The organism is Mycobacterium sp. DBP42 (assembly GCF_005924235.1).
Classification (GTDB): Bacteria; Actinomycetota; Actinomycetes; order Mycobacteriales; family Mycobacteriaceae; genus Mycobacterium; species Mycobacterium syngnathidarum.
Genome location: NZ_VCMY01000004.1, coordinates 60,205 through 86,719, shown reverse-complemented (window position 1 = coordinate 86,719; position 26,515 = coordinate 60,205). Strand labels below are relative to the sequence as shown.

The window sequence follows — 26,515 nt, the reverse complement described above, 5'->3', positions numbered from 1 at the left end:
ATATGCCCTTATTAACACCACCCACTGCGACGTCATGCAGGCGGGGCCTGGTTCCGCCCGGCCGGCTACTCTCCGCCGAAGATATTGCGGACCACGCCCTTGGCCCGCCGGGTCACCCGCAGATAGTTGTCCAGGAACTCTCCGCCGTCATCGCTGCCCCATCCGGCTGCCAGCGCGACCGCGTTGAGTTGGCGGCCCGGCCCGGGCAATTGATCGGTGGGCTTGCCGCGCACCAGCACCAGGGCGTTGCGTGCCCGCGTGGCCGTCAGCCAGGCGTCGCGCAGCAGCTCCACGTCGCTTTCGGCGACCAGCTCGGCAGCGCCGATCGCGTCGAGGGTCTGCAGTGTCGAGGTGTTGTGCAGGGCGGGCACGGTGTGCGCGTAGCGCAGCTGCAGCAGCTGCACGGTCCACTCGATGTCGGCCAGTCCGCCGCGCCCCAGCTTGGTGTGGGTGTTGGGGTCGGCGCCGCGCGGCAGACGTTCGGCGTCCACGCGGGCCTTGATGCGACGGATCTCCTGGACCGCCTCCGCCGATACCCCGCCCGAGGGGTAACGGGTCTTGTCGGCCATGACCAGAAACCGATCGCCGAGATCCAGATCGCCGGCCACGCGGTGGGCGCGCAGCAGCGCCTGGATCTCCCACGGCTGAGCCCACTGCTCGTAGTAGGCGGCATACGACGCCAGCGTGCGCACCAGGGGTCCGTTGCGCCCCTCGGGACGCAGCCCGGTGTCTACCTCAAGCGGTGGATCGGCGCTCGGTGTCCCCAGCAGGGCCCTGACCTGTTCGGCGATGCTCACCGACCAGCGCACCGCCGCCGAATCCTCGACTCCGGAGCTGGGCTCGCAGACGAACATCACGTCGGCGTCGGAGCCGTATCCGAGTTCGCCGCCGCCGAGGCGGCCCATCCCGATGACCGCGATGCGCGCGGGCACACCGGATTCGGGAGTGTTGGCCCGGATCACGGCGTCCAGGGCGGCTTGCAGCACCGCCACCCACACCGAGGTCAGTGCCTTGCACACGTCGGTCACGTCGAGCAGGCCCAGCACGTCGGCCGAGGCGATGCGGGCCAGCTCCCGGCGCCGCAATGTGCGGGCAGCCGCGATGCCGCGCACCGGATCCGCGTGCCGGCCGGCCGACGCCACCAGGGCTCGAGCCACGCTGTCGGGATCGCCGTCGAGTAGTTTCGGCCCGTTGGGGCCGTCGGCGTACAGCTGGATCACCTCGGGGGCGCGCATCAGCAGTTCCGGGATGTAGGCCGAAGTTCCGAGCACCCGCATCAACCGCTTGGCCACCGCACCCTCGTCGCGCAGGGTCGACAGGTACCAGCGTTGCTCGGCCAGTTCCTCGCTGATCCGGCGGTAGGCCAGCAGGCCGGCATCCGGGTCGGGGGTGTCCGACAGCCAGTCCAACAGGGTCGGCAGCAGTACCTGCTGCACGGTGCCACGCCGCCCGCTCTGGGCGGTGAGCGCGGCCAGGTGGGTCAGTGCGCTCTGCGGGCCCTCGTAACCCAGTGCGGCGAGCTGACGTTCGGCAGCCTTGGTGCTCATGCCGGCGCCGATGCCGACCGCGGGCTGGCCCACCGATTCCAGCAGGGGTTGGTAGAAGAGCTTGGCGTGCAGGCGCGACACCCGCATGCTCTGCCGCTTGAGTTCCTCACGCAGCACGCCCTGCGCGTCGTGCCGGCCATCGGGACGGACGTGCGCGGCCCGGGCCAGCCAGCGGTACGCCTCGTCATCGCTGTCGTCGGGCAGCATGTGGGTGCGCTTGAGCCGCTGCAGCTGCAGGCGATGTTCCAACAGCCGCAGGAATTCGTAGGACGCGGTCAGGTTGGCGGTGTCGTCGCGCCCGACGTAACCGCCCTCGCCGAGCGCCGCCAGCGCGTCGACAGTGGAGGCCACATGCAGCGAATCGTCGTTGCGTCCGTGCACCAGTTGCAGGAGCTGGACGGCGAATTCGACGTCGCGCAGGCCGCCGGTACCCAGTTTGAGCTCACGGGCCCGCACCCCGGCCGGGACGAGTTCCTCGACGCGCCGACGCATGGCCTGCACCTCGGGGACGAAATCCTCACGCTCGCAGGCGGTCCACACCATGGGCATCAGGGCGTCGATGTAGTCCTTGCCGAGTTCGGCGTCACCGGCAGCGGGACGCGCCTTGAGCAGTGCTTGGAACTCCCAGGTTTTCGCCCAACGCTGGTAGTAGGCGATGTGGGAATCCAGGGTCCGGACCAGTTGGCCGCGTTTACCTTCCGGACGCAGCGCGGCATCGACCTCGAAGAAGGCTTCACCGGCGCACTGCATCATCTCGCCGGCGACCCGGGTCGCGGTGGCCAGGTTGTCGTCACCGTCGCCCTCGGGGATGGCCTCGCCCACGAAGATGACGTCGACGTCGCTGACGTAGTTGAGCTCGCGCGCACCGCATTTGCCCATGGCGATCACCGCCAGGCGAGGCTCGACCCCGTCCTCGCAGACGGCCCTGGTGGCCACCGTCAGCGCGGCCCCCAGTGCCGCGTCGGCCAGGTCGGACAGATGTGCGGCGACTTCGACGAAGGGCAGCACCGGCTCGTTCTCGACCGTGGAGGCCACGTCGAGCGCGGCCAGCACCAAAAGGTGGTCGCGGTAGAGATCTCGCAGGGCCGGCACGGCACTGCTTGTGCCCCTGTCGATCTCAGCATCGCGAGCGGCGGCGGTGAAGATGTTGTGCAGCTCCGCGACACCGGGAAGTACGACGTCTCCGTCCAGCAGGCGCCACGACTGCGGGTGGGCGATGAGGTGGTCACCGAGGGCCAGGGAGGATCCGAGTATGCCGAACAGCCGGCCTCGCAGAGGCCGGACGGTGAGCAGTCGACGGTTGAGCTCGTCCGCGTCAGCCCCGAGCGCGTCGGTCAGCCGCACCATGGCCAGCAGCGCCACGTCGGCGTCGGGTGCCCGCGACAGTGACCACAGCAGTTCGACGTGCGCGTCGGTGTTCCAGCCGAGCTGTTCGAGGTGGGCCGATGCCTGGGGATGCACCAGACCGAGCCGACCGACGCTGGGCAGTTTCGGGCGATCGGTTGCAGGCTTTGGCACGTTCACGACGGTAGCGCACCAATGGCCGGGACCGGCGCCGACTACAGCGACAGGTAGGTCTTCAGCTCATAGGGGGTGACGTGACTGCGGTAGTTCTCCCACTCGGCGCGCTTGTTGCGCAGGAAGTAGTCGAATACGTGCTCCCCCAACGCTTCCGCGACGAGCTCGGAGTTCTCCATGGACTCCAGCGCGTTGCCCAGGCTGGTCGGCAACTCGCGGTACCCCATGGCACGCCGCTCCTCGGCCGTCAGGCTCCAGACGTTGTCCTCGGCCTGCGGACCCAGCACGTAACCCTTCTCCACGCCACGCAGGCCGGCCGCCAGCAGCACCGCGAAGCTGAGGTAGGGGTTGCATGCCGAGTCGGGGCTGCGGACCTCGACGCGCCGCGACGACGCCTTGCGCGGGGTGTACATCGGTACCCGCACCAGAGCTGAGCGGTTGGCGGCGCCCCACGAGGCCGCGGTGGGCGCTTCACCGCCGTGCACCAGCCGCTTGTAGGAGTTCACCCACTGGTTGGTGACGGCGCTGATCTCGCTGGCGTGCTCCAGGATGCCGGCGATGAAGGACTTGGCCACGTCGGACAGCTGCAGCGGGTCGTCGGGGCTGTGGAAGGCGTTGGTGTCGCCCTCGAACAGGCTCATGTGGGTGTGCATGGCCGAGCCGGGATGTTCGGCGAACGGCTTGGGCATGAACGATGCACGCACGCCGTCGGCCAGGGCGACTTCCTTGACCAGGTAGCGGAAGGTCATCACGTTGTCGGCCATCGACAGCGCGTCGGCGTAGCGCAGGTCGATCTCCTGCTGGCCGGGTGCGCCCTCGTGGTGGCTGAACTCCACCGAGATGCCCATCTGTTCGAGGGCCTCGATGGCGTGGCGGCGGAAGTTGGGGGCCGAATCGTGGATCGCCTGGTCGAAGTAACCGCTGTTGTCGGCCGGAATCGGCACCGATCCGTCGTCTGGCCCGGCCTCGAGCAGGAAGAACTCGATCTCGGGATGCACGTAGCAGGTGAAGCCCAGATCGCTGGCCTTGGCCAGCTGGCGACGCAGCACGTGCCGGGAGTCCGCCCACGACGGCGAGCCGTCCGGCATCGTGATGTCGCAGAACATGCGTGCCGAGTAGTGCTTGCCGGCGCTGGTGGTCCAGGGCAGCACCTGGAAGGTCGACGGATCGGGCCGGGCGACGGTGTCGGACTCCGACACACGGGCGAAGCCCTCGATCGACGATCCGTCGAAACCGATGCCCTCTTCGAAAGCGCCTTCGAGTTCGGCGGGCGCGATCGCTACCGACTTGAGGTAGCCGAGCACGTCGGTGAACCACAACCGAACGAACCGGATATCGCGTTCCTCCAGGGTGCGCAGCACGAATTCCTTCTGGCGGTCCATGAGCGCAGCGTAGGCATCGGCTGTTAATTCTGTGTTACGAGCCTGGAAGGAGTTAGCAGGAAAGGTTGCCCGGCGAGGTCTGGTTGACGAAGAAATCCAGGACCGCGGTGTCCACGCAGGCATCCCCGTTGAACACCACGGTGTGTTGGGTTCCGGTGAAGGAGATCAGCGCCGCACCCATTTGCCGGGCCAGGTCGACGCCCGCCTGATAGGGCGTGGCCGGGTCGCCGGTGGTGGACACCACGACGACCTTGCCCGGTCCGGGGCCGGTGACCGGGTGTGGCGCCGACGTCGCGGGCACCGGCCACAGGGCGCATACGTCGCGGGGTGCGTATCCGGTGAACTCCCCGTAGGCCATGAACGGCGCCGCGGCCCGCAGCCGCCGGTCGGCGTCGGCCCACACCGCCGGGTCGGTGGGGAACGGCGTGTCGACGCACCGGATCGCGGTGAAGGCGTCCTGCATGTTCGAGTAATGCCCGGATTGGTCGCGGCGCCAATAGTCGTCGGCGAGCAGCAGCAGGTCGCCGGCGTCGGTGCCACGAGCCAGACCGAGCAGCCCGCTGGTCAAATACGGCCAGTACCGAGCCGAGTAGAGGGCGTTGCCGGTACCGGTGATGGCGTCGGCGTAGCCGAGGCCGCGCGGGCCCGAGGTCGGGTGCGGCGTCGTCACCAACGGGTCGACCAGGCGCTGGAACCGGCCGACGAACTGGGCGGGATCGGTGCCCAGTGGGCAGTCGGCCGATTTCGCACAGTCCGCGGCATAGGTGTCGAATGCCTTCTGGAAGCCCGCGAGCTGACGGATGTTCTTGGTGATCGGATCGAGGCTGGGGTCGATCGCCCCGTCGAGCACCATCGTGCGCACCCGGTCGCCGAATTGTTCGGCGTACGCCCCGCCCAGTTCGGTGCCGTAAGAGAAGCCCAGATAGTTGATCTGCTCCTCCCCCAGCGCGGCCCGCACCGCGTCCATGTCCCGTACCGCCGAGGCGGTGCCGACGTTGGCCAAAAACGGTGCGCCCATACGGTCCAGGCACTGCTGGGCGAACTGGCGGTAAAGGTTTTCGATGTGGGCGACTCCGGCCGGGCTGTAATCGGCCATCGGCTCACGGCGGTACGCGTCGATCTCGGCATCGGTGCGGCAGCGCAACTGCGGGGTGGAGTGCCCGACCCCGCGCGGGTCGAAGCCGACAAGATCGAAGTGGTCGGTGAGCGGGGAGCCGGCCAACGCGGCCCCCATACCGGCGACGGTGTTCACCGCCGAGGCACCAGGGCCGCCCGGGTTGATGAACAGCGCGCCGATCCGCTCACCGCCGGCCGGAATCCGGATCACTGCCAACTGCGCTTGGGCACCTTGCGGATCCGGGGAACTCCAATCCACGGGCACCGCCACAGTGCCGCATTGCGCGGTCGGGATCGCGGCCGGATTCTGCACCCAGTTGGCGCAGCTTCCCCATTCCGGCCCCGATTCCGGAGCGGCCTGCGCGACGGGGCAGGCCACGGCGGACAGGCCGAACAGCGCCACCGCCAACACACGTCCTGCCCTGCCCGCCCACCACACGGCAGTCATGGTCGCACGGCGCACCGCGCCGGGTCTGTGCCCGAGGCCGAGCGGCAATCGGCCGGAGATCATCCGGTGACCTTGGCGGGCCGGACCGGTCAGCAGCGAGTCCCCGGCGCCGGCACCGTCACGTCGACGAGGTAGGTCGCGGCGATGTCGTCGACGCACTTGTTGCCCTGGAACACCACGGTGTGCTGGGTGCCTTCGAAGGTCACCAGCGTGCCGCCGAGTTGGCGGGCCAGGTCGACACCGGCCTGGTACGGCGTGGCCGGGTCGTTGGTGGTCGAGACGATCAATGTCGGGGGCAGGCCCTTCACCGAGATCTCGTGCGGCTTACTGGTGGGCGGCACCGGCCAGAAAGCGCAGGTGCCCAAGGGTGCGTGCCCGGTGAATTCGCCGTAGCTCATGAACGGCGCCACCTCGCGGGCCCGGCGGTCCTCTTCGACGACGGTGGCACGGTCGGTGATGGCGGGCTTGTCGACGCAGTTCACCGCGACGCGCACATCGGTCGAATTGTTGTAGTGCCCCTTGGCATCTCGGCCCATGTAAAGGTCGGCCAGGGCCAGCATCACGTCGCCGTTGCCGTTCTGAAGCCCGGTCAGGCCCTCGGTCAGGTGCCGCCACAGATTCGGCGAGTACAGGGGCAGGATGGTGCCCACGGTGGCGTCGCTGTAACTGAGCCCGCGCGGATCACGCGTCTTCGCCGGATGTTCCACCAACGGGTCGACCAGGCTCTTGTACACCTCGACGGCCTTGGCCGGATCCGTGCCCAGCGGGCAGTCGGGGTTCTTGGTGGTGCAGTCGGTGGCGTAGTCGTCGAAGGCCTTCTGGAACGCCGCGGCCTGACGGATGTCCTCTTCCACCGGGTCCGCATTGGGGTCGACGGCTCCGTCGAGAATCATCGCGCGGACCTTGTCCGGGAACTGCTCGGCGTAGGTGGCGCCGATGCGGGTGCCGTAGGAATAACCCAGGTAGGTCAACTTGTCGTCGCCGAGTGCGACCCGGATCGCGTCCAGATCCTTGGCGACGTTCTCGGTGCCGACGTTCTCCAGGAACTCCTTGCCCATCTTCTCGACGCAGCGCTCGACGAACTTCTTGGTCTCGTTTTCCAGGTGCTCGACACCTTCAGGGGTGTATTCGACCGTCGGGTCGGCGCGCAGCCGGTCGTTGTCCTCGTCGGAGTTACACCACACAGCGGGCGTCGACGATCCGACTCCGCGCGGGTCGAACCCGACGATGTCGAAGCGGTCCTTGACCGACTGCGGCAGGCCCGACAGCAGGGAGACGGCGGAATCGACCCCGGACTCGCCGGGGCCGCCGGGATTGATCACCAGCGAGCCGATCTTCTGGCCCGCGGCCGGGAACCGGATCATGGCCAGCCTCGCGACTTCGCCGTCAGGCTTGGAGTAGTCGACGGGCACCGACAACATGCCGCATTCGGCGTTGTCGGGGATTTGCACGTGGTCCCCCGAACCGGCGTTGCACGGCAGCCATTGCAGCGGCGTGCCGGGGCGCGGGACCGCGATCTTGGCTTCGCCGTCGACCACCTGGGTGCAGCCCGCCGCGGCAATCGCCGTCAACGCCAGCAGCGCGCCGAACCTCATGCTGAACTTCATGGCTGACCATGCTGCCATGACGCGACATCGCCGCAGGCCGCGCCCGGTCGCGACGCGCTGGGACGCTATCGGGTAGCGGCCAGGAGCTCGTCGAGCGCAACGTGGAAATCGTCGGCCATGTCCCACAGGTCAGGCAGCAATTCCGGGCAGGACATGATGCCGACGTCGAGCATCCCGGTCAGCGACATCACGGTGATGTTCAGACCCGATCCGTGAAAAATGGGGCCCAGCGGGTACATGGCCTTGACCTCACAGCCCAACAGGTACAGCGGGTCCTGAGGCCCGGGCACGTTGGAGATGACGAGGTTGTGGACCGGCTTGGCCCCGGACAGTCGGCTGGCCGCGTACACCCGCATCGCCGCTCCGAACACCGCCGGTGCCGCGAACTGCGTCCAATCCTGGAGCAGCGTCGCACTGATCGCGGAACTGTGTTGTTTGGCAACCGAATTCGACGCGGCGATGGCCAGGAGCCGCTGGGCCGGATCGTCGATGTTGGTTTCGAGTTTGGAGAACATCCCCGACACCTGATTGCGTCCGGGCCGGTCGGAACGGCCGTGCACCGATACCGGCACCATCGCGACAAGCGAGCTCTCCGGGAGTTCACCGCGGTCGTGCAGGAAGGTGCGCAGCACGCCGGAAACGAGCGCCATCACCACATCGTTGACCTTGACGCCGAAATGGTTCTTGACGGTCTTGATGTCGTCGAGGTCCAACTGGGCGAATGCGACGCTGCGCTGGCCGGTGATGTTGGTGTTGAACGCGGTTTTGGGGGCGTTGAACGGGGCCGCCATCGCGTTGCCGTTGACGGCTCGGCGCACCGTGTCGATGACGGATGTCGCGGTGGCGGGCAGCACGTTGGCGAACTTGAGCGGGCGGGACGCGAACTTGAGGGCGCCGCTGATCGCGATCTCGGCTCCCGAGGCGTCGCCGACGCCGGTCACCGGATCGGGCGGCGGCGCGTCGGCTTCGGTGGTGCACAACTGCGACATCAGGTTGGCCCCGGTCACGCCGTCGACGCCGGCGTGGTGGATCTTGGTCATCAGCGCCAGCCGACCGCCCTCGTGCGCGTCGGTGCCTGCGACGTTCTCGATGATCCACATTTCCCACAGCGGCCTGGTGCGGTCCAGCGGGAGCGACGCGATGTGGCCGCAGATCTCGGACAGTTCGGCGCGCCCTCCCGGGGCCGGAAGCCCGATCCGGTGCAGGTGCCGGTTGACGTCAAAGTCCTTGTCTTCCACCCAGACCGGGTGGTCGAGGTTGAACCGGCTGTCGGCCAGTTTCTCCCGGAAGTGCGGCATCGCCTTGATACGCAGTGAGAGTTCGTCACGCATCCGGTCGAAGGTGTATCCGCCCGGCATGGTCGAGGTGTCCAGTTCGAGCACCGAGCACACGTGCATGGGCTGCGCGGCCGTTTCGAGATACAGGAAGCTGGCGTCGAGTCCGCTGAGCCGTTGCATGCCGCTGATGTTAAGAGGCGCCGCCTTCAAACTGTGAGGAAATCCACTCGAACGTCGCTTTTGCCTTCATTCCCGGCGGTGGCAGACTGGCAGATGTCCAACGAACCCGGGGACCGCCGAAGCGGCCTCGAGGATCGAACCGACCATCACAAGGGACGATGATGTCTGAACAGTCTGTTTATGGTGCTTCCGATTCGGCTGCCGAGTCCGTGGTATCCAAGCCGCGCACCAAGGTCCGCACCCTGACGCTGCAGAAATGGAAGTCCGAAGGCCACAAGTGGGCCATGCTCACCTGTTACGACTACTCCAGTGCGCGGGTCTTCGACGAGGCCGAGATCCCGGTGCTGCTCGTCGGCGACTCGGCGGCAAATGTCGTGTACGGCTACGACACGACCGTGCCGATCTCGATCGACGAGCTGATCCCGTTGGCCCGGGCGGTCGTCAAGGGTGCCCCGCACGCCCTGGTGGTCGCCGACCTGCCGTTCGGTAGCTACGAGTCCAGCCCGCAGCAGGCCCTCGCCACGGCCACCCGGTTCATGAAGGAGACGGGTGCGCAGGCGGTCAAGCTGGAGGGCGGTGAGCGGATGGCCGATCAGATCGCGATGCTGTCGGCCGCCGGCATCCCGGTGGTCGCACACATCGGCTTCACCCCGCAGAGCGTGAACGGCCTGGGCGGGTTCCGGGTTCAGGGCCGCGGCGACGCCGCCGAGCAGACGATCCACGATGCGATCGCCGTGCAGGAGGCCGGTGCCATCGCGGTGGTGTTGGAGATGGTGCCCGCCGAGCTGGCCACCCAGATCACCGGCAAGCTGACGATCCCCACGGTCGGTATCGGCGCCGGCCCGAATTGCGATGCGCAGGTGCTGGTTTGGCAGGACATGGCCGGGCTCACCAGCGGCAAGACCGCCAAGTTCGTCAAGCGTTTCGGTGACGTGGGTGGCGAGCTGCACCGCGCGGCATCGCAGTACGCGCACGACGTCGCGACCGGGGTGTTCCCGGCCGAGGAGCATTCCTACTGATCTCGGCTTCGGCCTCAGGCGAGCGCGTCACCGAGTTTGACGAGTAACTCGGTGAGCGCTCGTTTGTCGTCTTCGCCGAGGCCGGCGAACATCTCGTGCGCAGCGGCGGTGTAGTCGGCCCGCCAGCGGCGCGCTTGCTCCCGACCCTGGTCTGTGGTCGTCAACCGTACTGCCCGACGGTCATTTTCGTCGGGCGCACGGGTTACCAATCCTTCTCGCACCAGTGCCTCGACGAGGGTTGACGCGGTGGCCTGAGTGATGCCGACCGCCCGGGCCACATCGGCCGAACGGACCGGTTGCAGCCTTTCGATCTCGGCGAGCAGCTTGGACCGCGGAGTCGACACGCCGCGGTCGCCGAGGCGCTCATCGAATGCGCGGACAACGGATTTGGCGGCACGGCCGAAGGCGTCGGCCAGTTCTGCCGCGGTCCGTTGTTCGTCGTTCACGACGGTTCTCCTCCAATTGGTTGACAGAGGATATCAGCGCTCATATAGTTCGATCTCATATAGTTAGAGATCTAATGAAAGCTCGTTCATGACCTCCCCACAGACGTACTCACTAGGCGCGCACCCGGTCCGGCGGATCGGATTCGGTGCGATGCAGTTGCCCGGACCCGGGGTGTTCGGGCCGCCACGCGACCACGACGCGGCCATCGCGGTGCTGCAGCGCGCGGTCGAACTCGGGGTCGACCACATCGACACCGCTCAGCTCTACGGCCCGAATGTCGCCAACGAACTCATCCGCGAGGCGCTGTACCCCTATCCGGAGAACCTGGCCCTGGTGAGCAAGGTCGGCGGCAAGCGCGACGAGGCGGCCAACTGGCTTCCGGCCCAACAGCCCGATGATCTACGCCGCGACTTGGAAGCGAATCTGCGCACCCTGGACGTGGACCGGCTCGCCGTTGTGAATCTGCGCGTGTTCGGGGCCGACGCCGGGGCCCCCGGCGAGGTCGACCGGGAGCTGTTCGATCGGCAACTGGACACCATGATCGCCGCCCGCGACGAAGGCCTCATCGCCGGTATCGGGCTGAGCAACGTCTCTCGCGAGCACCTGGAAACCGCGCTCGAGCGCACCGAGGTCGTCTGTGTGCAGAACGCCTACAACCTCGCCGATCGCACCTCGCAGCCAGTGCTCGACCTGTGCGTCGAACGGGACATCGCCTTCGTGCCGTTCTTCCCGTTGGGTTCGGCATTCGCGCTGGACAATCCGGTCCTGGGTCACCCGGAGATCCGGCGGGTCGCCGCCGAACTGGGCCGCACACCGGCGCAGATCGCGTTGGCGTGGACGTTGAACGTGGCGCCGAACGTGTTGCTGATACCGGGTACGTCCTCGATCGCACACCTGGAGGAGAACCTCGCCGCCGCCGATATCGAGCTCCCGGCGGACCTCGCGATCTAGGCGAAGTCGGGCTTGCGCTTGGCCAGGAACGCGTCGACGCCTTCGCGGCCGTCGGCCGAGTTGGCCCGCTCGGCGATGAACCGGGCTTCGGCCGCCATTTGCTCTTCGAGGCTGTTCTTGAAGGACGACACCAGCAGCGACTTGACCGCTCCGTTGGATCCACCGGAGCCTGCCGCCACCTGCTCGGCCAATTTCGTGGCCCGGGCGTCGAGCTCGTCGGCCGCGAGCACTTCGGTGACCAATCCCCAGTCCATCGCGTCGGCTGCCGAGAGTGTGCGGTTGGTCAGGATGAGTTCCTGTGCCCGGCGCAGGCCGACCAGCCGCGGCAGGTGATAGGAGGCACTGCCGTCGGGGCTCAGGCCGACCTTGGTGTAGGCCATGGTGAATGTGGCCGGTTCGGCGGCCAGGACCAGGTCACCGACCACAGCGAGGCTGAATCCGGCGCCGGCCGCGGTGCCGTTGACGGCGGTGATCAGCACGGCGTTCATCCGGGCGAACGACGAGATGGCCTGATGCAGGTCATCGGCGACGCCCTTGATGAACCGTCCCCGGTCGGGCGCGGTGGCGAAGGATTTCAGGTCCCCGCCTGCGCAGAAGAACCGGCCCGCACCGGTCAGCACCACGGCCTTGATCCCTGGCGTGTCGCAGCGCCGGGCGGCGTCGGCCAGTTCGCGAGTCATGATGTCGTTCATGCCATTCGCGGCGTCCGGGCGGTTCAGGGTGATGCGCGCGACGGCGTCGGACTGCTCGAACGAGATGGCTTCATACGTGGGCTCGGTCACGGCCCGCACTCTATCGGGCCGGGGTTTCGGGGGGCCGCACGCCCAGCCGGGTCGCGGTAGCGGCCACCAGCGGGCCGAAGTCGCCGTCGAACCCGAGGATTCGCAGCGCACCCTCCCCGATCACCCAGGGCCGCTCCGGCGTGCCCTCGACGTCGTCCGAGCGGCTGTTGACCACCGATTCCACCAACCGGAACGGAAGGTCAGCGGCATCGGGCGGGCCTGCGCATTCGGCGATCACCGCCGCCGACAGCTTGCGATACACCTCGCGTAGCTCGGCACGGCGGCGTCGGAACGGTTCGAACCGGCCGGTGCGCAGCTCGGGCAGCAGATACAGGGCACCCAAGTTCCAGCGGCTGGCACACAACTGGTGGGCATCGGCGACCGCGAGTGTGTGCAGACGCAGCGTCGCGCGCCCCGTGCCGTCGAGCAATTCGACGCCCAGCTGCAGGGCATCGTCGACGGTGCCGGTCAGCAGCGCGTCGAGGATGTCGTCCTTGGTGGCGAAATGGTGATACAGCGAGGCCTGGCGCACCCCGACTTCATCGGCGATACGCCGGGTCGATGTGCTGGCATAGCCGTGGGTGGTGAACAGTTCGGCAGCGGCATCGAGGATCTGCTCGCGGGCGGTGGAGCCCGGTCGGCGTGGCCGCTCCAGCCGCGGGCGTCCACGCGCGCCGGCGGCGCTCGCCGGGGTCGTCTCAGCCGCCATGTCAGCAACACTAAGAGACGTCCGGGGACATGGCTGACAGCGCCGTGCCGTGCGGCAAGTCTTGATGCGGCTGTGACCAGGCACCGGTCGTGGCTGCCACCCGAATATGGCACGCTGGTGCCATCCGATCTCCCGCCTCCGGTGCACAGCGAAGGTGACTATGGCCCCCGGCAAATCGAAGACCGCGAGGTACACCGAAATCGAGCGGAAGTTCGCTGTCACCGAGGACACCGTCTCGCCGTCGTTCGAAGGGCTTTCGGCCGTCGCCGAGGTGGCCCGCACCGAAACCCAATGCCTCGACGCGGTGTATTTCGACACCCCGGATCGTGATCTTGCCGCGCACCGCATCACGTTGCGGCGCCGCACCGGCGGCTCGGACGCGGGCTGGCACCTGAAGCTTCCGGCCGGGGCCGACACCCGCACCGAGATACGCGCACCGCTGGGCACGGCAACCGACACCGTGCCCGAGGATCTGCGCGACGTCGTGCTTGCCATCGTGCGCGACCGTCCGGTCTCGCCCGTCGCACGGATCAGCACCCGGCGCAGTGTGCAGGTGCTGCATGGCTCCGACGGCACCGCGCTCGCCGAGTTCTGCGATGACCGGGTGACCGCTTCGGCGATTGACGGCGACGAACAGAGCTGGCGGGAATGGGAGCTGGAGTTGCTCGCCGCCGATGTTCCCGACGACCTGATGGATCGGCTGGCGAACCGGCTGGCCGATGCCGGCGCGGAACCGGCCGGGCATGCCTCGAAGCTGGCCAAGGTGCTCGGAACCGATACCGTTGCGCCGCCTGCTCCCCCGGCCGATCCGATACACCGGGCCATCGCCGAACAGATCGAGGAGCTGCTGGTGTGGGACCGTGCGGTGCGCGCGGACGCCTACGACTCGGTGCATCAAATGCGGGTGACCACCCGCAAGATCCGTAGCCTGCTGCAGGAGTCGAAGCAGGCCTTCGGGCTCGACGACGACGGCTGGGTACTCGACGAGCTGCGGGCGTTGGCCGCGGTGCTGGGCGTGGCCCGTGATGCCGAGGTGTTGGCCGAGCGGTATCAGAGTGCGCTCGACGAGATGGACCCCGAGTTGGTCCGCGGGCCGGTGCGCCAGCGCCTGGTCGAAGGCGCCAACCGTCGCTACACGGCGGGTTGGCGTCGTTCGCTGCTGGCGATGCGCTCACAGCGCTACTTCCGGCTGCTGGATGCGCTAGAAGAGTTGGTGCGGGCCGAGCCGCCGGAGCCCGCAGACGGCGAGAAGCCCACGGCCAACATCGACTCCGCGTACAAGCGGGTTCGTAAGGCCGCCAAGGCCGCGGCCAAGGTGACTGCCGACGAGGCCGGCGCCACCGAAAAGGACGAGGCGCTGCACCGAATTCGCAAGGGCGCCAAGCGACTTCGGTACACCGCAGCAGCTACCGGTGCCGACAAGGTGTCCGAACGCGCCAAGAACATCCAGTCCTTGCTCGGCGACCATCAGGACAGCGTGGTGAGCAAGGCGCACCTGAGCACCCAGGCCGACGCCGCACATGCCGCCGGCGAGGACACCTTCACCTACGGGCTGCTGTATCAGCAGGAGCACGACACCGCCCAGCAGTCGCGGGCCATGCTGCAGGACGCACTCAAGAAACTGGACAAAGCGGTTCGCAAGGCCCACTAGGCGGTTGGGGCTGGGGCGAACGAGTTGGCCTGTAAGCCGGATTCTGTGCCGGCTCTCCCGTTTCCGGGAGGGCCAGTGGCGACCATCCATCTGGACACACCGTCGCCGGGTGCCTCAAGCGGCCTACCCGCAGGCTCGGGCGAGCAGCCCTCAGGCGCCTGCGCGACCGCAACCAGGTTGCGGCCTTCTTGGCCTTGCTTCGGGTGGGGTTTGCCTAGCCACCCCGGTCACCCGGGGTGCTGGTGCGCTCTTACCGCACCGTTTCACCCTTACCATTTCTGGCGGTCTGTTTTCTGTGGCACTTTCCCGCGAGTCACCTCGGATTGCCGTTAGCAATCACCCTGCTCTGTGAAGTCCGGACTTTCCTCGAACCCCGGTTCTCACCGGTGCCGCGGCCGCCCAGCCAACTCGTTCGCGCTGATCACCGTACCCTTATTTTCATGGCACAGGTGCCACCGGCACGATATTTGCTCCGCGCGAAGGACCTGGCGGACGCCCGTTATGCGGACCCGATCACCGTCGAGGACCTGGCGGCGGCCGCCGGATTGTCCCGGGCCCACTTCAGCCGCATGTTCACCCGCACGTTCGGCGAGTCCCCGCGGGCCTACCTACAGAGCCGGCGCCTGGAGCGGGCCGCGGCGCTGCTGCGCAACACCGACCGTTCGGTCGCCGACATCTGCGTGATGGTCGGCCTGCACAGCGTCGGTTCCTTCACCACGAACTTCGCGCGGGTCTATGGCAAGCCGCCGGCTGCCTACCGGGCCGGCTTGCCGCCGGCCATGCTGCGCGCCCCGGTGCCCAGCTGCATTCTGGCGCGCGACACCCGACGGCCTCACACCGGCCGTGCCAAGACAGCACAAACGGAGAAGACGGCCGGGCCGGAGCGGACGTAGCGTCAGCTCATGATGAGAATCGCTTACACGCACCTGTGGGTCCACGATCAGGAAGTCGCATTGAAGTTCTGGACCGAGAAGGTGGGAATGGAAGTGCGCGAAGATGTTTCGTTCCTGGAGGAGATGGGCGACTTCCGGTGGGTGACGGTCGGCCCGCCAGGGCAGGACGACGTGGGCATCGTGTTGATGGCCGTGCCCGGCGAGCCGGTGATGGATGCGCAGACCCGCAAGCAAGTCCAAGACCTGACCGCAAAAGGCTTCGCCGGCACGGTGTTTCTGACCACCGACGACTGCCAGAAGACCTTTGAGGAGCTGACCGCCCGCGGCGTCGAATTCAGCGAACCGCCCAACCAGATGCCCTACGGCATCGACTCCGGTTTCCGTGACCCGTCGGGCAACAGCGTGCGGTTGACCCAGCGCACCGACTGAGCTACCGCGCTACGCGGCAGGTGCACACCGCGCGAATTCGATCGCGACCCGCAGCTCGGTCACGCTTTCGTACCTCTCGATGGGCCCAGGCGGCGGCGGGGCGGTCGATCGGTAGACCGCCCCGGTCGGGGTGACGAATTCAGCTGTGTGTACACCGTTCTCGTCGCTCGTGGTGACCGCCCACCCGGGTGATTCTTTGACGTAGTTGCAGCGTTCGCACTCACCGAGACCGTTGAGCGCACTGGTCGGACCGCCGCCGGCATGAGGCTGCGCGTGGTCGTGATGGCGGATCGGCGCATCGCAGTATGGGGTCCGGCAAGTCTGGTCCCGCAGTCCGATGAATTGGGCCAGCCCAGAAGGAAACAGCCGCGACCTCGACTCCATCGCCGCCAGCGCACCGGACTTCGGGTGCCGGAAGAGCCGGCGCAGCGTCGCCCGCGACTGCTCGTCGGCCACCGCGTCACTGACGAGGTTGCGGGCGACGCTCGCAGGCACGGGGCCGTAACCTTCGACCACGGCCGGGTTCTCATCGTCCCCGAACAGGGTCTGGTCCGACATCAGCAAGTTGACCGCCACCGGCTCGGGCACGTCGGCGGGCCGGCCGGTCACCCGCTCCGCCACGGTGTCGGCCATCACCTGGCCGCGGGTCCGGCCGTCAAAGGTGGTGTCGGCGGTCCGCTTCAGCGCCGCGTACACGCCGACACCCTTCGGCATCGGCAACAACACCGTCAGCCGGGCCATGCAGTCCGGTGCCGGCCGGATCCAGACATCGCGATCCTCTGCCGCCTTCGCTGCCCGGTCGACGACGGCCTGCGGATCCAGTCGGTAGGCGATCTTCTTGGCTTCCGCCTCGATCCGCTTGTTCCCCATACCGTCGAGCCTGGTGACGTCGGCGCACATCTCGGCATCCAGCGTGCCCCGGTCCTCAACCGTCAGGCAGGCCGACTCCTTCACAATCAGGGTCGCCCGCCATTCCGAGAGCACCCCGGACTCCAGCGCCGCCAACGTATGCGGCATCTCGTGCACCAGCGCCTTGGCGAACCCAAGGTGCCGATTGCCGCACGTCGGCGAATCATGGCGGGCGAGCGCGACCTCCGACGCCACCCCACGGCCCCGCTTTGCCCTCGGCACGCCCGCCGCCGCCTCGGCGGCCCGGCGCTTCTCCTCCAACAAGGCCGCACACCGGGCCTGGCCGGCTGCCGCCGCCGACTTCGCCCGTTCGAGTTCCTCGATGCGCCGGTGCAGCTCCGCCTCGTCATCATGCGGGTTGACCTGCGCCAACGCCATCATATCGAACATACATGCGATTATGCCACCGGGGTGTGACAGGTCGATTTCAGGCCAACCGCCGCAGCACCATCACGTTGTCGATCAGGGTGCCGCGCTGCCCGTCCGGTCCGGTCGCATCGCGCTCATCGGTACCTACCCGGACTCGTTCCCATTGCGCTTCATCGAGGTTCAGCGAGGCGACTACGTCGTCGGCGCTGGGGAACGGGAACTTCCGGACATGTTCCGGGGCCCACGGGGGCGCGGCACCGTGATCGACGACGACGAGCCGGCCACCGGGCGCCACCACGTCGGCCGCCCGACGCAACATGTCGGCGCGGTCCATGAAGATCGGCGATTGCAGAAACTGCGCCGACACCAGATCGAAGGGCCCGTCGGGCAGGCTCTCGGACAGGTCGTGGCGCTCGAACGTGATGCGGTCGGCCACCCCCCGCTCCCGCGCTTCGGCAGAAGCGCGCGACAGCGCGGTGTCGGAGACGTCGACTCCCGTGACCTGCCAGCCCTGTTCGGCCAGCCAGACGGAGTCGCCGCCCTCACCGCAACCGAGATCCAGCGCCCGGCCCGCGGGCAGATCCGCAGCGATCTTGGCCAGCTGGGCGTTGACGCGTCCGCTCCAGATGCGTCCGCGCTGCCCGTAGTGCCGTTCCCAGTACTGGGCGGTGACGGTCGTTTGACTGGGCCACGGCGGCACCGGGAGACCGACATCTTCACCGAGCAGGTACTGCACCACGGCGGCGCCGGCTTGGCTGCCGGATGCGACCGCGGCGGCCACTTGAGGCATCTGGGCGCTGAGGTCGCCCGCGGCGAACAATCCGGGCACCGAGGTGCGGGCGAACCCGTCGACGACGAGCGCGTCGGCTGCGATCGGGCCCGGAGCCGAAACGGCGCCGAGGCGCGCGGCCAGCGGTGAGCGTTGGTGCAGTGTGGCGGCCACGAGCGCGCCACGCCTGGCCAGCCGGGTGCCGTCGGTGAATGTGATGGCCGTCAGCTCGCCGTCGTGCGCGACGAATCGGGCGATCGGACGCTCGTCGACACCGATGCCGACCGCGTCCAATTGCTTGACCTGCGCCTCGTCCAGCCCGCTGTCCCCATTGGTGAGTACCACCAGATCCTCGGTCCAGCCGCGCATCATCAACGCCGAGTGCACGGCACGGTCTCCCTGGGCGACCACGGCGACCGGCGCATCTCGCACCTCCCAGCCATGGCAGAACGGGCAGTGGAAAACCGAACGGCCCCAGAGCTCTTCGAGTCCGTCGATGTTCGGCCCCCGGTACTCCATCCCGGTGGCCAGCAACACCGTCCTGGCCTGCTCACGAGTTCCGTCGGCGAGCTCCAGGGTGAATCCCGGCTCACCGCCGACGACTTCGCCGGTGCGTACCTCCACCGTGGGGTACGCGGCCAGCTCGGCGCGGCCCACCCCATAGAGATCGGCGGGCGGGCGCCCGTCGCTGCCCAGCAGGCCGCCGATTCCGTGTGCGGCGAGGTTGCTCTGATTCCCCGAGTCGACGAGCAGCACGCGCCGCCGGGCCCGGCCCAGCACCAGCGCCGCACTCAGGCCGGCTGCACCGCCGCCGACGATGACGCAATCCCAGATGTTCTCCATGCCGTCGAGCTTGCCCAATACATGGCAAAGTGCCAAGCTGATTTGCCATGGAGGCAAACGCTGCCCAAGCCGACGACATCGACGCCCTGGTCCGCAGCCGGCTACGCGAGATGCGGGCACAACGCGGACTCACTCTGGAGGACGTCGCGCGCCGCGCACAGATCGACGTCTCGACACTGAGCCGGCTGGAGTCGGGCAAGCGCCGACTGGCCCTGGATCACCTGCCCCGGTTGGCGGCCGCACTGTCGGTGACCACCGACGAGCTCCTGCGGACACCGCAAGCCGAGGACCCCCGGGTCACCGGCGCCTCGCACACCCACCACAACATCACCTACTGGCCGTTGACCCGGCAGGGCCCGGCGGCCGGCCTGCACGCCTACAAGATCCGCATCAGTGCCCAACGCCGCAAACCACCGGCCGAATTCCCCGTCCACGAAGGCCGCGACTGGATGTACGTGCTGTCCGGACAGCTCCGGCTGATCCTGGGCGACCAGGATTTTGTGGTGAATCCCGGCGAGGCCGTGGAGTTCTCGACCTGGACACCGCACTGGTTCGGAGTGGTCGACGGCCCGGTCGAGGCGATCACCATCTTCGGCCCGCACGGCGAGCAATTACATCTGCACGCCTGAACTACAGGTAGGCGGTCTGGTTCACCAGCCGCACCGAAGATCCGCCGTCGGCATAGAACTCGGCGATCGACAGTGACGCCAGATCCAGATGCAGCCGGTACAGGATGCCCTCGCCGGCATCGAGTGCCAGCCGCAGGACGGTCTTGATCGGCGTCACGTGGGAGACCACCAAAACCGTTGCCGGACCGTACTCGGCGATGATCCGGTTGCGCGCCCGGCGGACCCGACCGGCCACCGCGTCGAAGCTCTCGCCGCCGGGCGGCTCAACGCTGGTGTCGCGCAACCAGCGCCGGTGCAGTTCCGGATCGCGTTGCGCCGCTTCGGCGAAGGTCAGCCCCTCCCACTCGCCGAAGTCGGTCTCGATCAGGTCGTCGTCGACGCGGACATCGACACCGAGCACGTTGGCCGCGGCCGTGGCCGTCTCGTATGCCCGCCCCAGCGGCGAGCTGACCACCGCCGCGATGCCGCCACGTGCACCCAGATAACGCGCGGCCGCATCGGCCTGTCTGCGCCCCTCTTCGGTCAGTACCGGGTTGCCACGGCCCGAATACCGCCGGGTGACTGACAATTCGGTCTGGCCGTGCCGCAACAGCAACAACCGGGTGGGCGCGCCGGTGGCACCGGTCCACCCGGGCGCCGACAGTTCGGCCTTGGGCCCGTCCCCGACGATCCCGGCAGCAGCATCCATGGCCTCGTTCGCCAGGCGGTCGGCATGGCTGTTGCGTTCCCGCGGGATCCACGAGTAGCTGACCCGATGGAAGCCGGCGGCCAGTTCAGCTGCCCGGCGCTGCAATGGAATCAGATCGGGATGCTTGACTTTCCACCGTCCCGACATCTGTTCCACGACCAGCTTGGAGTCCATCGACACCGCCACCTCGGTGGCGCCCAGCTCGGCTGCGGCCTCCAAACCTGCTATCAGGCCACGGTATTCGGCGACGTTGTTGGTCGCGCGGCCGATCGCTTCCTTTCGCTCGGCCAGCACTGCGTCGTGCCCGGCATCGAGCACGACTGCGCCGTAGCCCGCCGGTCCCGGGTTGCCGCGGGAACCGCCATCGGCTTCGACGAAAACTTTCACTGCTTGATCCGCAAGAGAATTGCCCCGCACTCAGGACAGCGCACCACGTCGTCTTCTGCGGCCGCGGCGATCCGGGCGCTCTCACCGCGGTCGATTTCGATACGGCAGGCCCCGCAACGCCGGCCCTGGAGCAGCCCGGCCCCGGCGCCGCCGCGGGCCCGCAGGCGTTCGTAGAGGGCGACGAGCTCAGGATCGATCACACTCACCAAGCCCTCGCGCCGAGTGACGGCCTGGTGCTTGGCCTGGTCGATCTCGACCAGGGCGGCATCGCGGGCCTGCTGCGCGGCGGACAGGGTGGTCTGTAGATCGTCGATACGTTGCAGCGCCTCAGCCTGCCGGCCCGCCAGTTCCTCGCGACGTTCCATCAGTTCCAGCAGGGAGTCCTCCAGGTTGGACTGCCTGCGCTGCAACGTTTCCAGTTCATGCTGGATATCTGCGACCTGTTTGGCGCCCACCGTGCCGCCGTCGATCAACGCACGGTCACGGTCCTCGCGCTGGCGTACCGAGTCGATCTCACTCTCGAGCTTGGCCACCTGAGCGTCCAGATCCTCCAGCCCGATACCGAGAACGCCCACACCGTCACTGGCCGCAGCATGCGCGGCCTGCGCCTCGTCGACTTCCTTCTGTTCGGGCAGATTCTTCGCGCGGTGCGCGAGGCGCCCAAGCTCGGCATCGACCTCGGTCAGCGCGAGAAGCGAACGTTGTTGTTTTACTTCGGCTTTCATGCCCTGACTTTCATGTAGCTGTGTTTACTTGCGTTCATTGCGTTCGCGGCGTCAGCACTCGACGTTCCACGGGTCGGTGCGCAGCGAAGACACCCGCACCTCCAGGGCGTCGCCGAACTGCCCGCGCAGGATCTCGGCGGCCTGGGCACACCAGGGGTACTCGGTGGCCCAGTGCGCCACGTCGATGAGCGCGACCGAAGAAGCCCGCCGGTGCTCGTCGGCCGGGTGATGCCGCAAATCCGATGTGACATATGCCTGTACGTCGGCGCGAGCCACCGCGCCCAGCAGTGAATCACCCGCTCCCCCACACACCGCGACCCGCGACACCAAGGCGTCGGGGTCGCCCGAGGTCCGCACTCCCCACGAGGTGGCCGGCAGGGCGGCCCGGACCTGGGATGCGAAGGCCGACAACGGGACCGGTCGGTCGAGCTCGCCGATCCGGCCGATGCCCACGTCACCGGGAATGGGCGCCAGGGCGAAGATGTCGAAGGCGGGTTCCTCATAGGGATGTGCGGCGCGCAGGGCAGACAGGACGGCCGCACGCAGCCGCGAGGGCGCGATCACTTCCACCCGGTCCTCCGCCACCTGCTCGACCGTGCCCACCTCGCCGATGGCCGGGGCGGCCCCGTCGTGCGGCAGGAACTGCCCGGTTCCGCCCACACTCCAACTGCAGTGCGAGTAGTCGCCGATGCGCCCGGCGCCGGCGCCGAACAACGCCTCACGCACCGTCGCAGTGTCCGAGGCCGGCACGAACACAACCCATTTGTCCAGTTCGGGACCGGTCGCCGCCGGCGACAGCACCGCGTCGACGTTCAGACCCAATGCCTCGGCCAGCGCATCGGATACACCGGGCGAGGCCGCGTCGGCGTTGGTGTGCGCGGTGAACAAGGCCCGGCCGGTGCGGATCAGCCGGTGGATCAGGGCACCCTTGGCGGTGTCGGCCGCCACGCTGTCCACGCCGCGCAGCAGCAGCGGGTGGTGGGCCAGCAGCAGGCCGCGCTCGGGCACCTCGTCGACCACGGCTTCAGTCGCGTCGACGGCGATCGTCACCGATTCGACCGGTTCACCGGGATCGCCACACACCAGCCCCACCGAGTCCCAGTCGTGGGCCAGATGCGGCGGGTATGCCGCGTCCAGGGTGGCGATCACGTCCGCCAACGGCACGCCGGCTCGCGCGCTCATTGCAGTACCTCCGTCATGGCGTCGATGAGTGCGGGCCATTCCGGCCGCACCGCGGCACGCAGGTAATTTTCCGGCAGGCCCACGAAAGTATCGCAACGGCGTACCGCAATACCCTTGCTTTCCAGATGTTTTCGCATCAACTCCGCGTCCGGCACGGTGAACAGGACAAATGGCGCATCGCCGGCCACCACGCTCAGACCGAGCCCCGCCAACCCGGCGGTCATCGCGGACCGGAGTCGGGCGAGGCTCTGGGCCCGGGCGCCGGCCTCGACGACGGCCTCAGGACTGCCTGCCGCGGCGATGGCTTCCAATTGCAACGTGCCCAGTGGCCAGTGCGGGCGCGGGGCGGTGAGCCGGGCCAACACCTCGGGCGCGCCGAGGGCGTATCCGACCCGCAGCCCGGCCAGCGCCCAGGTCTTGGTCAGGCTGCGCAGCACCACCACGTCGGGCAGCGGATCGGAGGCCAGCGATTCGGCTTCACCGGGGATGCCGTCGGCGAACGCTTCGTCCACGACGAGCAGTCGGCCCGGCCTGCGCAACGCCAGAATGTCCGTGCGGCGGTGCAGCACGCCGGTCGGGTTGGTCGGGTTGCCGATCACCACCAGGTCCGCATCGTCGGGCACGTCCGCCCCGGCCAGGGTGAACGGCGACGGCAACACCACGTGCTGGATCGGCACCCCGGCCGCGGCCAACACCGCTTCCGGTTCCGTGAAGGACGGGGCGATCAGGGCGGCCAGCCGCGGTCGCAATCCGGGCAGCAACGCGAAGCCTTCGGCCCCGCCTGCCAGCAGCGCCACCTCCTCGGCACTACGGCCATGGCGCGCGGCGACCGCGCCGGTTGCCCGGCGCTCATCGGCCTGGCTCGGGTAGCTGCCCAGGTCTGGCAGCCGGGCGGCCAGCCGGTCGGTCAGCCAGGCAGGCGGACCGCCCGGGCGCACGTTGACCGCGAAGTCCAGCATGCCCGCCAAAGCGGCCTGGTCGCCGTGGTAGCGGGCGCCGGAACGGGTCCGGCCGTGGGGTGGGCACAGCACAGCACGACCCTAGTGGTCGAACCACTCAGCTGGGCGTCCGGAGGACTGCCCGCGGCATACGGGAGAATGGGCACGTGACTGACACGCTGGAACTCACCCGACCGCAGCTGGTGCTGTTCGACCTCGACGGCACGCTGACCGATTCGGCGGCCGGGATCGTGTCGAGCTTCCGCCACGCGCTGACCCACGTGGGTGCCGGCGTCCCCGACGGTGACCTGGCCGGACGCATCGTCGGTCCGCCGATGCACGAAACGCTGCAGTCCATGAGCCTGGGTGCGACGAGCTTCGACGCCGATGCCGCGATCGCGGCCTACCGCGCCGACTACACGAGCCGCGGATGGGCGATGAACAGCCTTTTCGATGGTGTCGAGGGGGTGCTGGCCGATCTGCAGGCCGCCGGGGTGCGGTTGGCTGTGGCGACCTCGAAGGCCGAGCCCACCGCGCGTCGCATCCTTGAGCATTTCGGCCTGGACGGCTACTTCGAGGTGATCGCCGGAGCCAGTCCGGACGGCGTCCGTGCGGCCAAGGCCGACGTGGTCGCCTATGCGCTGGCCCAACTGCAGCCTCTTCCGGAACGCGTCCTGATGGTCGGTGACCGGATGCACGACGTCGAGGGGGCCGCCCGACACGGCATCGACACCGTCGTCGTGGGCTGGGGCTACGGCGCCAGCGATTTCACCGGGCCCACGGCCATCGCCGCGCATGCCCACGTCGACACCGTTGCGGCACTTCGGGAGGTGCTGGGTGTCTGAGGTGCCCACCGAGCCCGTTCTGCACATCACGTTCGTGTGCTCGGGCAACATCTGCCGGTCCCCGATGGCCGAGAAGATGTTCGCCCATCAGATCAGCGAGCGCGGCCTGGCCGGCGTCGTGCGGGTGAGCAGCGCCGGCACCGGCGGCTGGCATGCCGGAGACGGCGCCGACAAGCGGGCCTGCCTGGTGTTGCGCGAGCGCGGCTATCCCAGCGAGCACGTCGCGGCCCAGGTCTGCGAAGACCATCTCGGCGCCGACCTGGTCGTCGCGCTCGGCCGCAACCACATGCGCATGCTGACCGATCTGGGTGTGACGGGCGACCGGCTGCGGATGCTGCGGTCGTTCGACCCGCGCTCGGGCGCGCACGCCCTCGACGTCGAGGATCCGTACTACGGCGACAGGGCCGATTTCGAGGACGTGTTCACCGTGATCGAGGCGTCCCTGCCCGGGCTGCACGCCTGGGTCGACGAGGCGTTGACGCGCCGCGGAGTTCTCGAGAAATCGTAGTCTGATGCACCGATTGACGTTCCTGCTGCGGCCTCAGTGGGTGGCCCTGTTCATCGTGGTGGCCGCTTTCGCCTACCTCTGTTTCACCGTGCTGGCGCCGTGGCAGTTGGGCAAGAACACCAAGACCTCGCGGGAGAACAGCCAGATCAGCCATTCGCTGCAGGCCGAGCCGGTTCCGGTCACCACACTTCTGCCGCAGCAGGATTCAGCCGCCCCCGACTCCCAATGGCAACGCGTCACCGCCACCGGTCATTACCTGCCCGAGGCGGAGGTGCTGGTTCGCCTGCGGGTGGTCGACGGTGAACCCGCCTTCGAAGTGCTCACTCCGTTCGCCGTCGACGGCGGGCCGACGGTACTGGTCAATCGCGGCTTCATCACGCCGGTCGACGGGAACAAGGTGCCGCAGTACGCGGCCGCCCCGACCGGCCAGGTGACGATCACCGCACGGTTGCGTGATCCGGAAGCCCGCCTGCCGGGCAAGGAGCCGTTTCGGGGCGACGACGGCGCGCAGCAGGTGTATTCGATCAACCCCGAGCAGATCGCCTCGCTCACCGGCGTCGACCTGACCGGGTCGTATCTGCAGCTGGTGGCCGATCAACCCGGCGGGCTCGGAGAGATCTCCCTTCCGCACCTCGACGCCGGGCCGTTCCTGTCCTACGGCATCCAGTGGATCGCTTTCGGGATCGTGGCCCCGCTGGGGCTGGGCTACTTCGTCTACGCCGAGCTACAGCAGCGGCGGCGCGAACGCGCGGCCGCGCAGGCTTCGTCGGAAGAACCGGCCCGGGAACTCACCACCGAAGAGAAGATCGCCGACCGCTACGGAAAGCGCCGCTGACCGCCAGCAACACCGCCACCGCCGCCGACGCGGCCTGCACCGCGCGCGACAGCCGCACCGCCCTGGCCACATCGGCCACCTCTGGGATGCGCCCGTCGCCCAGGGTCGGCCGGATCTCCAGCTGATGCGCGTACTGCGTCGGTCCGCCGAGCCGTACCCCCAGCGCCCCGGCGAACGACGCCTCGGCCACCCCGGCATTCGGACTGGGATGGCGGGACGCATCGCGTCGCCAGGCGCGCAGCGCCGCGCCCGGTGACCCGCCCACCACCGGTGCGCACAGCACCGTGAGCACCCCGGTCAGCCGGGCCGGCAGGTAATTCAGCACATCGTCGAATCTGGCTGCAGCCCAGCCGAAGTAGCGATACCTCGGCGAGCGATGCCCGATCATCGCATCCAATGTGTTGGCACCCCGGTACACCATTACGCCGGGAACCCCGGCTACCGCCGCCCAGAACAGCGGCGCCACCTGAGCGTCCGAAGTGTTCTCGGCCAGCGATTCCACCGTGGCCCGGGTCAGACCCGAGACGTCCAGCGCGGCGGGATCCCGCCCGCACAGGGAGGGCAACAGGGCACGTGCTCCGGCCACATCGTCGGCGGCGAGCAGTGTCGCCATCCGATTTCCGACCCGGTTCAGTGAGGTGCCGCCGAGCGCGACATAGGTGGCCGCCGCCGTCCCCCAGACCCGGTCACCGCGGCCCACGGCCCAACCGAGTCCGGCGAGTCCGCCGAGCAGCACCCCGGTGTGCAGGGCGCCCGACCCACGGTTGTCGGCGTAGGTGAGCTTCTCCAACCGTGCTGCGCCGGCGCCGAATCCGGCCACCGGATGCCCGCGCCGCGGATCACCGAGCAGCAGGTCGGCCAGGAATCCGACGGCAATACCGGCGGCCCCGGCACGACTTCTCGGCGCAAACACCCCGGCAGCGTCTCACAAG

General features: G+C 68.4%; 24 protein-coding genes and 1 other RNA gene. 9 read left to right on the top strand and 16 right to left on the bottom strand.

Translation table 11 applies throughout. The features are described from left to right. Positions 1–65: 65 nt before the first annotated feature. The 5 genes from E0T84_RS06385 to E0T84_RS06365 all read right to left on the bottom strand — a co-directional run bounded on the left by E0T84_RS06385 (position 66) and on the right by E0T84_RS06365 (position 9,075). The gene (locus tag E0T84_RS06385; RefSeq protein ID WP_138744057.1) at positions 66–3,071 is read right to left on the bottom strand and encodes a bifunctional [glutamine synthetase] adenylyltransferase/[glutamine synthetase]-adenylyl-L-tyrosine phosphorylase; all 3,006 of its coding nucleotides are present in this window, start codon (positions 3,069–3,071) and stop codon (positions 66–68) included. A 35-nt stretch (positions 3,072–3,106) separates the two neighbouring features. Next, complete coding sequence (gene glnA, locus E0T84_RS06380; RefSeq protein WP_070943349.1) at positions 3,107–4,447, bottom strand: type I glutamate--ammonia ligase; 1,341 nt, start codon at positions 4,445–4,447, stop codon at positions 3,107–3,109. Positions 4,448–4,499: 52 nt separating this feature from the next. Continuing rightward, the gene (locus tag E0T84_RS06375; RefSeq protein WP_138744157.1) at positions 4,500–6,011 is read right to left on the bottom strand and encodes an alpha/beta hydrolase; all 1,512 of its coding nucleotides are present in this window, start codon (positions 6,009–6,011) and stop codon (positions 4,500–4,502) included. Between the two features lie 89 nt (positions 6,012–6,100). Beyond that, the gene (locus E0T84_RS06370) at positions 6,101–7,618 is read right to left on the bottom strand and encodes an alpha/beta hydrolase (protein ID WP_207549519.1); all 1,518 of its coding nucleotides are present in this window, start codon (positions 7,616–7,618) and stop codon (positions 6,101–6,103) included. A 65-nt stretch (positions 7,619–7,683) separates the two neighbouring features. After that, positions 7,684–9,075 (bottom strand): wax ester/triacylglycerol synthase family O-acyltransferase, encoded by a 1,392-nt coding sequence (locus E0T84_RS06365; RefSeq protein WP_070943351.1) that lies wholly within the window; start codon positions 9,073–9,075, stop codon positions 7,684–7,686. A gap of 161 nt (positions 9,076–9,236) precedes the next feature. Here E0T84_RS06365 and panB point away from each other — a divergent pair, with 161 nt between their 5' ends. Continuing rightward, entirely contained in the window at positions 9,237–10,094 is an 858-nt protein-coding gene (gene panB, locus E0T84_RS06360; RefSeq protein ID WP_070943550.1) for a 3-methyl-2-oxobutanoate hydroxymethyltransferase, read from the top strand. A 14-nt stretch (positions 10,095–10,108) separates the two neighbouring features. Here the strand turns inward: panB and E0T84_RS06355 are convergent, their stop codons facing one another. Beyond that, a complete protein-coding gene (locus E0T84_RS06355; RefSeq protein WP_070943352.1) occupies positions 10,109–10,540 on the bottom strand; it encodes a MarR family winged helix-turn-helix transcriptional regulator in 432 nt (143 codons plus the stop codon). 88 nt (positions 10,541–10,628) lie between these two features. Between E0T84_RS06355 and E0T84_RS06350 the strand changes: the two genes are divergently transcribed. Continuing rightward, complete coding sequence (locus E0T84_RS06350; protein ID WP_070943353.1) at positions 10,629–11,492, top strand: oxidoreductase; 864 nt, start codon at positions 10,629–10,631, stop codon at positions 11,490–11,492. On the opposite strand, the gene E0T84_RS06345 is transcribed toward E0T84_RS06350, so the two are convergent. After that, a complete protein-coding gene (locus tag E0T84_RS06345) occupies positions 11,489–12,274 on the bottom strand; it encodes an enoyl-CoA hydratase/isomerase family protein (RefSeq protein WP_070943551.1) in 786 nt (261 codons plus the stop codon). The two genes, E0T84_RS06350 and E0T84_RS06345, sit on opposite strands and share 4 nt — an antisense overlap. 10 nt (positions 12,275–12,284) lie before the next feature. Next, positions 12,285–12,983: a TetR/AcrR family transcriptional regulator gene (locus E0T84_RS06340; protein WP_070943354.1), complete on the bottom strand. Its 699-nt coding sequence runs from the start codon at positions 12,981–12,983 to the stop codon at positions 12,285–12,287. 160 nt (positions 12,984–13,143) lie between these two features. Between E0T84_RS06340 and E0T84_RS06335 the strand changes: the two genes are divergently transcribed. Beyond that, on the top strand, positions 13,144–14,634 hold the full coding sequence (locus E0T84_RS06335) for a CYTH and CHAD domain-containing protein (RefSeq protein ID WP_138744056.1): 1,491 nt from the start codon (positions 13,144–13,146) through the stop codon (positions 14,632–14,634). 16 nt (positions 14,635–14,650) lie between these two features. Here E0T84_RS06335 and rnpB read toward each other — a convergent pair. Next, positions 14,651–15,045: RNase P RNA component class A (gene rnpB, locus E0T84_RS06330), an RNA gene on the bottom strand. Between the two features lie 29 nt (positions 15,046–15,074). On the opposite strand from rnpB, the gene E0T84_RS06325 reads away from it, so the two are divergent. Both E0T84_RS06325 and E0T84_RS06320 read left to right on the top strand, forming a co-directional pair. Beyond that, positions 15,075–15,527, top strand: a complete 453-nt coding sequence (locus E0T84_RS06325) for a helix-turn-helix transcriptional regulator (RefSeq protein ID WP_070188128.1) — start codon at positions 15,075–15,077, stop codon at positions 15,525–15,527. Between the two features lie 9 nt (positions 15,528–15,536). After that, positions 15,537–15,956 (top strand): VOC family protein, encoded by a 420-nt coding sequence (locus E0T84_RS06320; RefSeq protein WP_070943356.1) that lies wholly within the window; start codon positions 15,537–15,539, stop codon positions 15,954–15,956. Positions 15,957–15,965: 9 nt separating this feature from the next. Here E0T84_RS06320 and E0T84_RS06315 read toward each other — a convergent pair whose 3' ends face one another. Continuing rightward, on the bottom strand, positions 15,966–17,255 hold the full coding sequence (locus E0T84_RS06315; RefSeq protein WP_075909577.1) for a DUF222 domain-containing protein: 1,290 nt from the start codon (positions 17,253–17,255) through the stop codon (positions 15,966–15,968). A 37-nt stretch (positions 17,256–17,292) separates the two neighbouring features. Further along, complete coding sequence (locus E0T84_RS32670; protein ID WP_070188133.1) at positions 17,293–18,846, bottom strand: SAM-dependent methyltransferase; 1,554 nt, start codon at positions 18,844–18,846, stop codon at positions 17,293–17,295. A gap of 47 nt (positions 18,847–18,893) precedes the next feature. Between E0T84_RS32670 and E0T84_RS06305 the strand changes: the two genes are divergently transcribed. Beyond that, the gene (locus tag E0T84_RS06305) at positions 18,894–19,475 is read left to right on the top strand and encodes a helix-turn-helix domain-containing protein (protein WP_070188125.1); all 582 of its coding nucleotides are present in this window, start codon (positions 18,894–18,896) and stop codon (positions 19,473–19,475) included. Between the two features lies 1 nt (position 19,476). Here the strand turns inward: E0T84_RS06305 and E0T84_RS06300 are convergent, their stop codons facing one another. From E0T84_RS06300 to cobC, 4 genes are read right to left on the bottom strand one after another with little or no spacing between them, the layout of a single operon-like run. Further along, positions 19,477–20,550, bottom strand: a complete 1,074-nt coding sequence (locus tag E0T84_RS06300) for a bifunctional RNase H/acid phosphatase (protein ID WP_070188124.1) — start codon at positions 20,548–20,550, stop codon at positions 19,477–19,479. After that, positions 20,547–21,275 carry a zinc ribbon domain-containing protein gene (locus E0T84_RS06295; protein ID WP_070188123.1) on the bottom strand — a complete coding sequence of 243 codons (729 nt, stop codon included), beginning with the start codon at positions 21,273–21,275 and terminating at the stop codon, positions 20,547–20,549. Before E0T84_RS06295 ends, E0T84_RS06300 begins: the two co-directional genes overlap by 4 nt. Before the next feature lie 51 nt (positions 21,276–21,326). Further along, positions 21,327–22,457: a Nif3-like dinuclear metal center hexameric protein gene (locus E0T84_RS06290; protein ID WP_070188122.1), complete on the bottom strand. Its 1,131-nt coding sequence runs from the start codon at positions 22,455–22,457 to the stop codon at positions 21,327–21,329. Beyond that, positions 22,454–23,416 carry an Rv2231c family pyridoxal phosphate-dependent protein CobC gene (gene cobC, locus E0T84_RS06285; RefSeq protein ID WP_249383592.1) on the bottom strand — a complete coding sequence of 321 codons (963 nt, stop codon included), beginning with the start codon at positions 23,414–23,416 and terminating at the stop codon, positions 22,454–22,456. The genes E0T84_RS06290 and cobC overlap by 4 nt, the downstream gene beginning before the upstream one ends. A gap of 146 nt (positions 23,417–23,562) precedes the next feature. Between cobC and E0T84_RS06280 the strand changes: the two genes are divergently transcribed. The 3 genes from E0T84_RS06280 to E0T84_RS06270 are packed head-to-tail and all read left to right on the top strand — an operon-like array spanning position 23,563 to position 25,583. Beyond that, positions 23,563–24,240: an HAD-IA family hydrolase gene (locus tag E0T84_RS06280; RefSeq protein WP_138744055.1), complete on the top strand. Its 678-nt coding sequence runs from the start codon at positions 23,563–23,565 to the stop codon at positions 24,238–24,240. Beyond that, positions 24,191–24,748, top strand: coding sequence for a low molecular weight protein-tyrosine-phosphatase (locus tag E0T84_RS06275; protein ID WP_138744054.1), 558 nt, complete (start codon positions 24,191–24,193; stop codon positions 24,746–24,748). The genes E0T84_RS06280 and E0T84_RS06275 overlap by 50 nt, the downstream gene beginning before the upstream one ends. 4 nt (positions 24,749–24,752) lie before the next feature. Next, complete coding sequence (locus E0T84_RS06270; protein WP_070943361.1) at positions 24,753–25,583, top strand: SURF1 family protein; 831 nt, start codon at positions 24,753–24,755, stop codon at positions 25,581–25,583. On the opposite strand, the gene E0T84_RS06265 is transcribed toward E0T84_RS06270, so the two are convergent. After that, a complete protein-coding gene (locus E0T84_RS06265) occupies positions 25,537–26,496 on the bottom strand; it encodes a cobalamin biosynthesis protein (RefSeq protein WP_138744053.1) in 960 nt (319 codons plus the stop codon). The genes E0T84_RS06270 and E0T84_RS06265 overlap by 47 nt on opposite strands. Between the last annotated feature and the right edge of the window lie 19 nt (positions 26,497–26,515).